This window comes from Streptomyces sp. NPDC056480 (assembly GCF_042795405.1).
In the GTDB taxonomy this organism is placed as follows: Bacteria; Actinomycetota; Actinomycetes; order Streptomycetales; family Streptomycetaceae; genus Streptomyces.
The window spans coordinates 1-11,855 of record NZ_JBHTSA010000061.1 but is presented as its reverse complement, the minus strand read 5'-3'; the positions used below and the strand labels follow the sequence as shown (position 1 = coordinate 11,855).

At 72.2% G+C, this 11,855-nt stretch carries 12 protein-coding genes and 1 pseudogene; 4 read left to right on the top strand and 9 right to left on the bottom strand.

The window, feature by feature from the left end:
* Positions 1–111 precede the first annotated feature (111 nt).
* Complete coding sequence (locus ACFQ79_RS24695) at positions 112–1,071, top strand: hypothetical protein (RefSeq protein WP_383586951.1); 960 nt, start codon at positions 112–114, stop codon at positions 1,069–1,071.
* A gap of 53 nt (positions 1,072–1,124) precedes the next feature.
* On the opposite strand, the gene ACFQ79_RS24690 is transcribed toward ACFQ79_RS24695, so the two are convergent.
* The 5 genes from ACFQ79_RS24690 to ACFQ79_RS24670 all read right to left on the bottom strand — a co-directional run bounded on the left by ACFQ79_RS24690 (position 1,125) and on the right by ACFQ79_RS24670 (position 7,164).
* The gene (locus ACFQ79_RS24690) at positions 1,125–2,558 is read right to left on the bottom strand and encodes a cellulose binding domain-containing protein (RefSeq protein WP_383586949.1); all 1,434 of its coding nucleotides are present in this window, start codon (positions 2,556–2,558) and stop codon (positions 1,125–1,127) included.
* Between the two features lie 81 nt (positions 2,559–2,639).
* Positions 2,640–4,145 (bottom strand): beta-N-acetylhexosaminidase, encoded by a 1,506-nt coding sequence (locus ACFQ79_RS24685; protein ID WP_383586947.1) that lies wholly within the window; start codon positions 4,143–4,145, stop codon positions 2,640–2,642.
* A gap of 9 nt (positions 4,146–4,154) precedes the next feature.
* The gene (locus ACFQ79_RS24680) at positions 4,155–4,988 is read right to left on the bottom strand and encodes a carbohydrate ABC transporter permease (protein WP_383586945.1); all 834 of its coding nucleotides are present in this window, start codon (positions 4,986–4,988) and stop codon (positions 4,155–4,157) included.
* Positions 4,985–5,908, bottom strand: a complete 924-nt coding sequence (locus ACFQ79_RS24675; protein WP_383586943.1) for a carbohydrate ABC transporter permease — start codon at positions 5,906–5,908, stop codon at positions 4,985–4,987. Before ACFQ79_RS24675 ends, ACFQ79_RS24680 begins: the two co-directional genes overlap by 4 nt.
* Positions 5,905–7,164 (bottom strand): extracellular solute-binding protein, encoded by a 1,260-nt coding sequence (locus ACFQ79_RS24670; protein WP_383586941.1) that lies wholly within the window; start codon positions 7,162–7,164, stop codon positions 5,905–5,907. The genes ACFQ79_RS24675 and ACFQ79_RS24670 overlap by 4 nt, the downstream gene beginning before the upstream one ends.
* 180 nt (positions 7,165–7,344) lie before the next feature.
* Between ACFQ79_RS24670 and ACFQ79_RS24665 the strand changes: the two genes are divergently transcribed.
* Both ACFQ79_RS24665 and ACFQ79_RS24660 read left to right on the top strand, forming a co-directional pair.
* On the top strand, positions 7,345–8,112 hold the full coding sequence (locus tag ACFQ79_RS24665; RefSeq protein WP_383586939.1) for a GntR family transcriptional regulator: 768 nt from the start codon (positions 7,345–7,347) through the stop codon (positions 8,110–8,112).
* A gap of 35 nt (positions 8,113–8,147) precedes the next feature.
* Entirely contained in the window at positions 8,148–8,912 is a 765-nt protein-coding gene (locus ACFQ79_RS24660; RefSeq protein WP_383586937.1) for a GntR family transcriptional regulator, read from the top strand.
* A 7-nt stretch (positions 8,913–8,919) separates the two neighbouring features.
* Here the strand turns inward: ACFQ79_RS24660 and ACFQ79_RS24655 are convergent, their stop codons facing one another.
* The 4 genes from ACFQ79_RS24655 to ACFQ79_RS24640 form a co-directional block, all read right to left on the bottom strand.
* Complete coding sequence (locus ACFQ79_RS24655) at positions 8,920–9,117, bottom strand: hypothetical protein (protein WP_266972740.1); 198 nt, start codon at positions 9,115–9,117, stop codon at positions 8,920–8,922.
* Between the two features lie 246 nt (positions 9,118–9,363).
* Positions 9,364–9,747, bottom strand: a complete 384-nt coding sequence (locus ACFQ79_RS24650; protein WP_383586935.1) for a hypothetical protein — start codon at positions 9,745–9,747, stop codon at positions 9,364–9,366.
* 32 nt (positions 9,748–9,779) lie between these two features.
* Positions 9,780–10,688: an ADP-ribosylglycohydrolase family protein gene (locus ACFQ79_RS24645; protein WP_383586933.1), complete on the bottom strand. Its 909-nt coding sequence runs from the start codon at positions 10,686–10,688 to the stop codon at positions 9,780–9,782.
* Between the two features lie 73 nt (positions 10,689–10,761).
* A complete protein-coding gene (locus ACFQ79_RS24640; protein WP_383586931.1) occupies positions 10,762–11,601 on the bottom strand; it encodes a class I SAM-dependent methyltransferase in 840 nt (279 codons plus the stop codon).
* A 49-nt stretch (positions 11,602–11,650) separates the two neighbouring features.
* On the opposite strand from ACFQ79_RS24640, the pseudogene ACFQ79_RS24635 reads away from it, so the two are divergent.
* Positions 11,651–11,855 (top strand): annotated as a pseudogene (locus ACFQ79_RS24635) (hypothetical protein); the annotation flags it as partial.

Genomic DNA, 11,855 nt, shown 5'->3' with positions numbered 1-11,855 from the left:
CCCGACCCGCTGCCCGTGCCCCTGCCCTCTCCCCGTGCGCCTCTCACCACCCTCTCACCGAGCCAGCCCCCCCCCCGACGCCCCCCGACGAACCACCCCGGAGGAACACCCATGCGCCGCGCCCCCACCCGTACCGCCTGCCTCGTCGCCACGGTCCTGCTCGCCGCCCTCGCCGGCGCGCCCGGGCCGGCCGTCGCCCGGGACCTGCCCGACACCTATGTCGTCTCCCGGGCCCCGGGCGTACTCCCCGAGGGGATCGCGGTCACCCCGGACGGGACCCTGTACGTGTCCTCGGACGGCACGGGCGCCCTCTACCGCGGTCACATCGGCCGCCCGGACCTGCGGCCGTTCCCTGCGCAGGGACTGCAGGGCCGTACCAGCACCCTGGGCGTCCACACCGACCGGCGCGGCCGTGTCCTCTCCGTCGGCGGGGCGAGCCTGACCGTCCACGACCGGCACGGACGTCTGCTCGCCACCCGTACGGCCGGCGGCGGACCGCTCGGCGCGCCCGACCTCAACGACCTGACCGTGACGAAGGACGCGGTGTACGTGACCGACTGGGCTAACCCCGTGGTGTACCGGGCGGAGATGCGGGGCGGCACCCTCGGCCCCCTCGAACCGTGGCTGGACATCCGCGCGGCGTTCCCGCAGTTCCCGGCGCGGTACTGGCTGTTGAACGGCATCGTGGCGGACGAGACGGGCAGCACCCTCCTGGTCGCCTCCAACGGCACCGAGGCGGTCTGGCGCGTCGGCACCGCCGACCGGACCGTCACCCGGCTCTCGCTCGGTGAGGAGTCCTTCGGACCCGACGGCATGGTGCTGCGCGGCCGGACGCTCTACGCCGTGCTCAACCACGGTGCCCCGCACGGCGTGTACATCGCCCGCCTCGACGAGGACCTGCGCACGGGCACGGTGACCCATCGCCTCACGGGGGAACCCTTCGACCTGCCCACCACCCTCGCACGGCACGGCTGCCGCCTCTACGTGGTGAACAGCCAGCTGGACGAGCCGCCGGGCCGGCCCCCGTACACCGTGAGCGCCGTCGACGACCCGACCTGCCGCGCCTCCTGAACCCGCCGGCGGGCCGCCGCCCCGAGGGACGACGGCCCACCGGGACGGCGTGGCTACGTGGCCGGCACCGTGTCCTGGAACGTCGTGCCCGCCGTGCGGTAGGCGCCGACCTTCGCGGCCACCTGGGCCGGGGTCAGGACCTGGTCCTTGACGTGCAGGACGTAGTCGACCTTCTGGTCGTAGGAGCGCGGCGTCGTCGAGGTCTGGCCGGCGAGGTCGATCAGCCACTGGTTGAAGTTGATCGACATCGGGCGCTCGGGAAGGTACCGGGCGTCGTGCCGGCCGAACTCCTGGCCGTCGACGTAGTAGACGATCGCGTTGTCGTCGATGGTCAGCACGAGGTCGTGCCAGCCGGCGTAGCTCGTCCGGGCCTCGGAGTGCTGGTTGACCGCCTCCCACGGGTCGGGCCGATAGGTCTCCCACGACGTGGTGTACAGGATGTTGGCGGGCTCGCCCCAGCCCCCGTTGGGCAGGTACTCGAAGTCGTACTCGGCGTAGTCGTCGGCCATCGGCGCCTTGAGGTCGTTGATGGTGAAGAAGGTCTGCACGACACGGTCGCCGTCCGGTCCCGACACCGGCGCGTCGGAGAAGCGCACCCGCGCCGCGTACGTGCCGTTCCTGAACTTCGAGGCGCGTGTGAGGATCTCGGTGTGCCGGGTGGACTCACCGGTCCCGGCGGTCGAACTCCGCAGGTTCATGATGGAGTTCGTGCCCTCCTTGGCGAAGGTGACGTTCTCGGGGGCCCAGGTGGCGCCCGGCACACCGGGGCCGCCGGAGTTGGAGCGGACGCTCCAGCCGTGGGCGTCGATCGCCGGGTCGGTGTGTCCGGCGTAGTCGAAGTCGTCGAAGAGCGCGGCCCCGTTGGGCGGCGGCGTGGTCGGGGGAGTGGTGGGGTCGGTGGGCGTCGGGGTGGGTTCGTTGCCCGCAGGGGCGGTGCCCCAGACCGGCACGCCGCCCACGGTCGCCGTGACCTTGGACCAGTTGGCGTACGTCGTCTGGGCGGGCCCGAAGGAGTAGTCGTCGCTCTGGTTCAGCGACTGCCAGTTGGAGCGGTGGAAGCGCAGCTGCATGTCGCCGGTGTCCGCGCCGGGTGCGAGGGAACCGGCTCCGGCGGTGAAGCCGATCTCGAGGTAGCGGTCGGCGGTCGCGGTGGGGCTGGCGAGCGTGCCGAAGGTACCGGTGAGGTTCGCGCAGCCCTTCACCGCCCAGGAGCAGGCGTAGGTGTACGAGGCTCCCGCGTCGGCCTTGAAGTAGTAGCGCACCTTGACCTGGCTCAGCGGAACGCTCGACGAGCCGGTGTTGACCACCTTGAGCCAGGGTTCGACCTGGTCGCCGCCGGTCGAACTCTGCCGGTACTGGACGGTGACCGCCTCACCGGCGGCCGCCGCCGGCAGGGCGGTGAGGGCGGTGGCACCGAGCCCGGTCACCGCGGCGACGGCGAGCGCGGCACGGATCCGCAGGCTCCTGTTCCTTGTGGGGTCGTTCATGGTGGTTCCTCTCCTTGGGTGGTGTGCTTCCGAGGGGTGCTTCCGGTCGACGCAGGCCGACGGGGTGAGGCCCTGACGGGGTCATGAGGCGGGGGTGAGGAGGGGCGAGGGCGCGGGGGGCAGGCGGCGCGGCACCCCGAGGGCGTCGAGCCGTGTCCGGTGGTGGCGAAGGCGCTCCTGGAAGCCCGGCCAGTCGTGGCGGCCGGTCCAGACGACCTCGGCGAGTGCGCAGAGCCGCGGAAACGTGAGGTACTCGGCGTGCGCGGTGGTGGGCACGTACTCGGTCCACAACTGCGCCTGGGAGCCGAGGACCTGGGCCGCCTCCTCCGGACTCCAGTCCGCCGGAGCGGGCTCGTTGCCGTGCACGGTGCGCAGATCGACGACCTCCCCGGCCTGACCCGGCGGCTCGGCGGGACTGGCCGACTGGGGGTAGTCGAGGTAGGTGGTGCGGTGGGGCGCCATGACGACGCGATGTCCGCGGCGGACGGCCGTACGGCCGTGGTCGGCGTCGCGCCAGGGCATGACGGTGAAGTACGGCGGGAGGTCGGCGCCGTTCTCGGTCCAGCTCAGCGGCAGCCGCCCCGCGTCGAGGAGGTGCCGGCCGATCCGTTCCATGAACCAGCCGTGCAGGGCCGCGGGCCCCGGCAGCCCCTCCTCGGCCGCCCTTCGGCGCGCCGCGGGCGAGTCGTACCACTCGGTCGTGGGGCACTCCTCGCCGCCGATGTGCACGTACGAGGAGGGGAACACGTCCATCACCTCGTCCAGGACGGTGCGGCAGAAGTCCAGCGCTCCGTCGTGGACGCCGAGGATCGTGTCGCACACGCCCCACCTGTCCCAGACGTCATAGGTACGGCCCGGATGGTTGCCGAGCTCGGGATACGCGGCGAGTGCGGCCCGGACATGCCCGGGCATCTCGATCTCGGGCACGACGGTGACGCCGCGCTCCGCCGCGTACGCCACCAGGCCGGTGAGTTCCGTACGGGTGTAGGCACCGCCGTGCGGCAGTCCGCCGACCTCGGTGAGCCGGGGGAGCGCGGCGACCGGCATGCGCCATCCCTGGTCGTCGGTGAGGTGGAGATGGAGGACGTTGAGCTTGTGGAGGGCGAGGAGGTCCACGTACCGCCGGAGGTAGGAGACGGGCCGGAAGCGGCGGGCGACGTCGAGCATGGAGCCCCGCCAGGGGAAGCGGGGGGTGTCGGTGATCTGCGCGCAGGGCACGGACCACGCGACGCCGGCCACGGGCTCGGCCCGAAGGGCCTCGACGGGCAGCAGCTGGCGGAGGGTCTGGACGCCGGCGAGGAGCCCCTGCGGGCGGGCGGCCCGCAGCAGTACCCCTTCGGCGCCGACGGTGAGGCCGTACCCCTCCTCGCCGAGGCCGGTGAGGGCGCGGTCGAGCGCCAGGACGACGGAGCCGTCCGCGCGGGCGGGCAGCGGCAGTCCGGTGGCCGGGCCCAGCAGGGCGCGCAGCAGTCCGGCCGCGCCCTCGGCGCCCGGGGAGACCTTGAGCGCGGTCGCGTCGGTGAAGGTGAACGTGCCGGGCAGGAGCTGGAGATGGGTGGGTTCGGGGACGAGTCGGGGCTGGGGCATCGCGGTGCGTTATCCCTTCACGGCTCCGCCGGTCATTCCGGCGGCGACCCGGCCCTGCAGGACCAGGAAGAGGACGAGGACGGGCAGGGCGAAGAGGGTGGAGGCGGCCATGGTGGCGCCCCAGTCGGTGCCGAAGACGTTGGAGAAGGACGACAGCCAGACGGGCAGGGTCCGGTCGTCCTGGTTCTTGATGATGAGCATGTTGGCGAAGGCGAACTCGTTCCAGGCGGTGATGAACCCGAAGAGCGAGGTCGCGAGGAGCCCGGGGGCCAGCAGCGGGAGCGTGACCCGGCGGAACGCGGCGGCGCGGGTGCACCCGTCGACCTGCGCCGCCTCCTCGAGCTCGGCCGGGACCGCCGCCAGGAAGGAGCGGAGGGTCACGATCGTGAAGGGCAGGGTGACCATGAAGTAGATGAGGCTGAGGGTCGCGAGCCGGTCGAGCAGGTCGGCGTCCCGGGCGATCACGTACATCGGGATCAGCAGTGCTTCCCAGGGCGCCACTTGAGCGATGAAGACCATGAGGATGAAGCCCCGCCGGCCGCGCCAGTTCATCCGGGCGACGGCGAAGGCGGCGGCCAGCGCCACCACGAGGGCGAGCAGGACGCAACCGGCGGTCACGAGCAGGCTGTTGCGCCAGAAGGTCCAGAACCCGTCGGCGGCCACGGCGTTCCGGAAGTGCTCCAGGGTGACGGAGACCGGCAGGAACCGCGGTGTCTCGGACTGGATGTCACGGGTCGGCCGGAAGGCCGTGAGGACCATCCAGTACACCGGGAAGACGGCCAGGACGAAGACGAGCGCCGCCGCGGTGTTCAGGGGGAGTCGGCGGAGGGAGCGCGGTGTCACCGGTCGGCCTCCTGTCGGAGCATCTGGCGGAAGTAGGCGATCAGCACGGCCACCAGGAGCAGGACGGTGAGCGTGGACACGGCGGCCCCGAGGTCGTAGCGGTGCAGCGACTGGGCCACCCGGTAGGCGTACACGGGCAGGGTGGTCGTCGCCTCGCCCGGCCCGCCCTTGGTCACCGCCCAGATCTGCGCGAAGCAGCGGAAGACCCAGATGACCTCCAGGCAGAGGACGAGACCGAAGATCGGGCGCAGCAGGGGAAGCGTGACCGAGCGGAAGATCCGCCAGCCCCCCGCCCCGTCCAGCCGGGCCGACTCGTACAGCTCGGCGGGGACGGTCAGCAGCGCCGAGTGCAGCGTGATCGCGGCGAACGGCACCGACTGCCACACCACCAGCAGGACCAGGACGGTGAACGCGGCGGGGCCGTCCGCCAGCCACGAGTACCCCTCGAAGGACTCGAACCCGAGCCGTACGAGGACCCAGTTGACGACCCCGAGCCGGGAGGCGAAGAGCCACTGGAAGACGGTCGTGGTGGCGATGACCGGGCTGGCCCAGGCGAGGACCAGACCGGTCGTCACCAGGATCCGCATCCGCCGGCCGAGGCGCTGCATCATCAGGGCGACCAGCGTGCCGATCACCATGATCAGGACGACGTTGACCAGGGTCCACCAGAAGGTGCGCCGGACGACCTCCCAGAACTCGGGGTCGGCGAGCACGGTCCGGTAGTTGCGGAACCCCACGAACGCGGCGTCGCCACGGATGAGTTCGCCCAGGCCGTACTCCTGGAAGGAGATCAGCAGATTGCGGGCGAAGGGGTATCCGAGGAGGAGCAGACCGCCGAGGACGGTGGGGGCGACCAGGAGGTAGGGCCAGAAGGCCGCTCGGTTCGACCGGTCGGGGAGCCGTACGGCGGGGCCGCTCACGAGCCGAGGGTCTTGGTGATGCTCTGCGAGGCGGTCGCGGCCGCCTGGGCGGGATCGGTGCCGGTGAGCACGGCCGTCATGTACTGCTTGATCGGGTTGGTGGCCTCGACGGCCGCCCACTGCGGGGAGTTCGGCGTCGCCCGGCCCTGGGCCGCGCCGGCGGCCATGGCCGCCGTCCCCTCGTCGTCCTGGATCACCCGGGCGAGCGAGGTGCGGTTGGGCACGTAACTCATCGTTCTGGCCATGTCCGTCTGCCACTTCTCGCCCGCGAGCGCCTTGACCACCTCGTACGCGGCCTCGGGGTGGGTCGACGCCTCCGGAACGATGAGGTCGGAGCCGCCGGTGAAGACGGCGCCCGGCTTCCCCGCGGTCTTGCCGGGGATCGGGAAGAAGCCGAGCCGGCCCTTGAGCGCGGGGTTGATCTCCTCGACGATCTTCGCGCCACCGGGTACGGCGATGATCTGGGCGACCTCGCCCTTGGCGAAGACCTCCGCCTGCGGCGGCTTGGCCTCGTCGGAGTCCTTGGGGCCCTTGCCGAGGGCCTGGAGCTGCCGGTAGAAGTCCATGCCGGCGCGCGCCTGGGCGGTGTCGAGCGCCCCCTTCCACGTCGAGCCGTCCTTGACCGCGAGGTCGCCGCCCTCCTCCCAGACGAAGCCGGAGAGGGTGTACCAGTTCTGGCCGGGCAGGTAGATCCCCTGGGTCTTGCCCCGGTTGAGCTTCGCGGTGACGGTGAGCCACTCCGCCTGTGTCTTCGGCGGCGTGGTGACGCCCGCCCGGGCGAACAGGTCCTTGTGGTAGATCACGACCCGGTTGGCCGCGTACCAGGGGATGCCGTACTGCTTGCCGTCGACCTTCCCCGGCTCGGCGAGCCCCGGCAGCCAGTCCGCGCCGTTCAGCTCGGCCGTCCTGTCGCTGAGGTCGCGGACGCCGCCGCTCGCCGCGTACTGCGCGATCTGGGTGTTGCCGACCTCGATGACGTCCGGGGCGTCCTTGCTGGCGAGGGCGGCCGTGACCTTCTCGCCGATGCCGTCCCACTCCTGGATCTGGATGTCCAGGTCGATGTCCTTGTGCTCCGCCTCGAAGCCGGTGCGGAAGCGGTCGAGGAAGGCGTCGGTGACGCTGTCCTTCATGATCCATACGGTGACCTTCTCCGGTCCGCCGGAGGCTGCCGGATCGCCCGATCCACCACAGGCCGTGGCGGTGAGGGCGACGGCCGCCGCGAGGGCGACGGAGCCGGCGAGGGGACGAGTCTTCACGGGCACCTCGATGAATGGTTGACCAATTGGTCAAGTGGTCAGGTGTGTGACCAGAAGGTGACACGGTCGAGAGGAGCCGTCAATCCCTTGAAAAACATGGGTTGTTCACCGGGTCTCAGGTCATCGGGTCCGGCTAGTATCGGATTTACCAGTTGACCAGTCGGAATGAGGGTGGGTGGCATGAAGGACGGCTCCTCCAGCGGGATGCTGAAGCGGGAGCGGGTACGGGAACACCTGCTGGGCCTGATCGAGGCGGGCGGGCCCGGCGACCCGATCCCCTCCGAGCGCACCCTCTGCGCCGCCCTCGGCGTCTCCCGGCCCACCCTGCGCGCGGCCGTCGATGAACTCGTCGCGACCGGGGCGCTGGTGAGGGAACACGGCCGCGGCATGTTCGTCGCCCCCGCCAAGATCACCCAGCGGCTCGCCCCGGACGACGCGGCCTTCACCGTCCCCCGCGCCTCGGGCAGCTGGTCCAGCACCGTTCTGGAATCCGCCACGGTCCGGGCCGGCGCGCGCATCGGCCGCAGGCTCCGCCTCTCGCCCGCCGCCGAACTGCTCTACGTCGCCCGCCTCCGCCTGGTCGACGGCTCACCCATGGCCATCGAGCACCTGCACATCCCGGCCGACCTGGTGGGAGCCTCGCTCACCCCGGAGGAGCTCGAGGCGGGCGACCTCTACGACCATCTGCGGGAGCACCACCGGGTCCACGTCCAGGAGGCCACCCAGTCGATCGAACCGACCGTCGTCAGCGAGGACGAGGCCGCGCTCCTGGACGTCCCCGTCCTCTCGCCCGCCCTGTTGATCGAACGCCTCACCCTCGACACCGCGGGCCGCCCCGTCGAGTACGTCCACTCGGTCTATCGAGGCGACCGCTACCGCATCGTCTCCCGCCTCGACTTCACCCGCGACGGCCTCGTGACCTCCTCGACGGAGGGGGATGCATACTGACCCGCAGCGGAACGGCGCACGGGGGAGTGGACGGCATGGAGCTGAAGCGGGAGCGCGTACGGGAGCATCTGCTGACCGTGATCGAGAGCCGCCGTCCCGGCGACGCCATCCCGTCCGAGCGCACCCTCTGCGCCACCCTCGGCGTCTCCCGTCCCACCCTGCGGGCGGCGGTCGACGAACTCGTCGCCACGGGTCTGCTGGTACGGGAGCACGGCCGCGGCATGTTCGTCGCACCGGACAAGATCACCCAGGAACTGGTCGCCGAGCACCGGGCGGCGGGCGCGCCCCGGAGCCGTGGCGACTGGACGAGCACCGTGCTCGCGCTCCGCACCGTACGGGCCGGTGCCCGCGTCGGCCGCAGGCTGGCGATCTCCCCTGCGGCGGAACTCGTCCACGTGACGCGCCTCCGGCACGTCGACGGCGCCCCGATCGCCCTGGAACACCTTCACGTCCCGGCCGACCTGGTTCCCGGCCTCACCGCGGCCGACATGGAAGCCGGCTTCTACGCCCATCTGCGGGAGCGGCGCGGGATCCGGCCGGCCCACGCGGTCCAGTCGATCGAGCCGACCGTACTGAGCGAGGAGGAAGCGGCCCTGCTCGACGTGCCGGTCCTGTCGCCCGCCCTGCTCTTCGACCGGATCACCTCCGACACGAACGGCAGACCCGTCGAGTACGTCCGCTCCCTCTACCGGGGCGACCGCTACCGCATCGTCTCCCGACTCGCCCTCGGAGACGGCCCGCCCGGCGACCCGGCGACGGACGCGGCGCGGGGCGGGACGTGGTGGGGGACGGTCGAGTGAGGTGTGCTCATCCGGTGCGCCGGGTGAGCAGGACCCGGGTGAGCACGTCACGGGTGAGGGCGAGGTGGGACTCCTCGGGGTGCGTGGTCAGCCGGATCCTGACCCACGCCTCGTCGAGACTCACCCCGGACACCCGGGAGAGCCTCCTGGCCTGCCAGGAGGTGATGGGGGACCAGATCCAGCGACGTCGTCCGAGCTGCTTCATGCGGTGATCAACGAGGCGGACACCTGGATGAAATCACCCGAAACGGGCTAAAGCTAGGCGTCTTCTGTGGTCTGCCGGGCGCGCGGGAGCCCGGTCCGGGGAGCACTGCGCATGCGGCGGCACCGCCAGTACCAGTCGCCGACGAGACCGTGCCGCACCCGGCCGTCCCGCAGGACCACGAGCACACCGCCCTCGAACCGCAGCCGGTCGCCGGCGGCGAGGAAGAGCGGAGACTCCGGACGTCGCCTACCCCCGCCCCGGGCCGTCGTTTCGTGACAGGGACCCCGACAGCCACTGCCGCACCGTCGGGGAGTCGTCCAGGAGACGGCTCACCCGCATCCCCTCCTCCCGCGAGGTCACCCTCGGCAGCGGCGCGAAGTCCTCCGGCAGCATGTCGAGCAGGCTCATCACATGCTGCCCGCCGCGCAGCGCGATCAGCAGCTCGCAGCGCAACTGCCGAGGAACCTCCGGACGATGGGGCAGGGTGTTCCACAGGGCCGGCCACAGATAGTGCGCACCGTCCGGCGCCGCGTGCGCCGCGACCCACGCCGGATCCAGCCGCTGGTTGAGCACGAGCCCCAGGGCCCGCTCCTCCAGGGCGAGCAGCGACGCCGTGTCCAGGCGTTTCACCTCGCGCGGCACCGGCTGATCAGGACTCGCCGTCACGACACGACCAGGGGCAGCGGTTCGCGGGCCGCGTGCCAGGCCGCCGGGAGGGCGGCGACTCCCGTCCGCGCGGCGATCACCCCGCCCGCGATGGCGCAGGTCGTGTCGATGTCGCCGCGCCCGGCGACCGTGACCCACAGGCCCTCGTGCAGGTCGTCGAGGTGCCCCGCCGCACACCACAGCGCATAGGGAACGGTGTCGGGCCCGGACATCCGGTAGCCGGAACCCAGGACCTCCGCGGCGTGCCGTACGGAGGTGTGCGCCGGCATCCGGGCCGCGATGCGCAGACCCGACCGGACGTCACTGTCGGGGACGCCTGCGGCGACGGCACGGAGGAACTCCGGCCGTGCCGGAGCGGGTCCGCCCCGGCTGCGCGTCGCCAGCGCGGCGGCGAGCGCTACCGCCACCGCCCCGGCGACCGCCTCCGGATGGTGGTGCGAGACCGTGCTCTGGAGGGCCGCCTGCTCGGCGACGACGTCGAGATCGGCGGCGTGCCAGGCGCCGAGCGGTGCGACGCGCATGGCGGCGCCGTTGCCCCAGGAGCCCTGGCCGCCGAACTGTCCGGCGACCACCTCCCGCCACGGCTCGCCCGCTCCGATCCGACGCAGGACGTCGTGCATCGAGGCGCCGTACCCGCGGTGGGTGTCGTCGGCGTAGGCCGCCGCGAGGCCCAGAGCGAGTCGGTCCTGGTCGACGTCGCCGCCACCGGCGGCGAGTTCCCGGACGAGCACGAGCGCCTGGGCGGTGTCGTCGCTCCACTGCCACAGCGGCTCCGGGGGCGGCGTCCGGGCCTCAAGGGCCGCCGGGCCCTCCCGGCGCAGGATGCCGAACCACCGGTCGCCGAAGGCGTCACCGAAGGCGAGCCCGTGCAGGGAGTCGAGGACGGCGGCAGGCAGACTGATCATCGGACGAGTATCACAGCGGGCCGACGTCTCCGGCACCGTGTTTACGTCCCACGGCGCACCGGCACCGACCGGCTCACCGCCGGTGCGCCACCGCCAGTTCGATGAGATACCGCTTGGTAACCCGGCCCTCGTACCGCCCCTCGATCAGGCCCCCCACGCACGCCAGCAGCCCGTTCCTGGCGGCTTCCGGAAGCGCGCGGTGGCCGGAGTACGTCTGCAGCAACTCCAGGTACTCCGCCGCGGTGTACGTGAGGTCCTGCTCGTAGCGTCGGAAGGCCGCGGGACCGAACGCGCCGCTTCGCGCGACTTCCCGGGCGTGGTCCGAGCCGTCGACGTCGGCGGCTTCCGGAGGCCGCGTCCCAGGCGTCGTGTCCGGGTCGAAGCGTTCGTAGCAGCGTTGGACCTCGACGAAGAACTCCTCGGTACCACCGCTCACATGCTGGGTCCGCACCACGGCGAGCGCGCCACCGGACCGCAGCGCCTCGGCGGCCTTCGCCATCCTCACCGCCGGGTCGATCCAGTGGAAGGCGGTCGCCGCGAAGGCCACGTCGAACGGGTCCTCCGGCAGCGGCCAGCTCTCGAAGTCCGCCGTGACGATCTCCACTCCCGGCGACCCGTCCAGGTTGCGGCGGGCGACCGCGGCCATGCTCGGTCCCGCTTCGACGGCGGTGATCCGATAGCCCCGCTCGGCCAGCGGCATGGTGGCCTGGCCGGTCCCGCAGCCGATCTCCAGTACGCGATGTCCGGGGCCGGCACCGGTGAACTCCGCGAGGTCGTCGTACAGATCCGGCGGGTAGCCCGGCCTGACCCGGTCGTACAACTCCGCGTCCTCGTCGAACGTCCGGCTCAGGCGCACGCGCCGGGATTCCTCGGGTCGGTCGTCACGCTCGGCGGGCGGGGTGTCGTCGGACATGCAGGGCAGGCTAGGCGATGCCCGCCCGTTCCGACGCCAAGGGCCTACGGTGCCGACACCGACGGACGGCCGCGCCGACATCCCTGTGGGCCCGGCGGTGATCCGTGCGAGACGCGCCGACGTCCCCGTCGGCCCGGCGGTGCCCGACGTCCCCGTCGGCCCGGCGGTGACCCGCGCCGACGTCCCCATCGGCCCGGTGGTGACCCGTGCCGACGTCCCCGTCCGGCCCGCGGTTTGGCGGGCGGGCGGGGGCG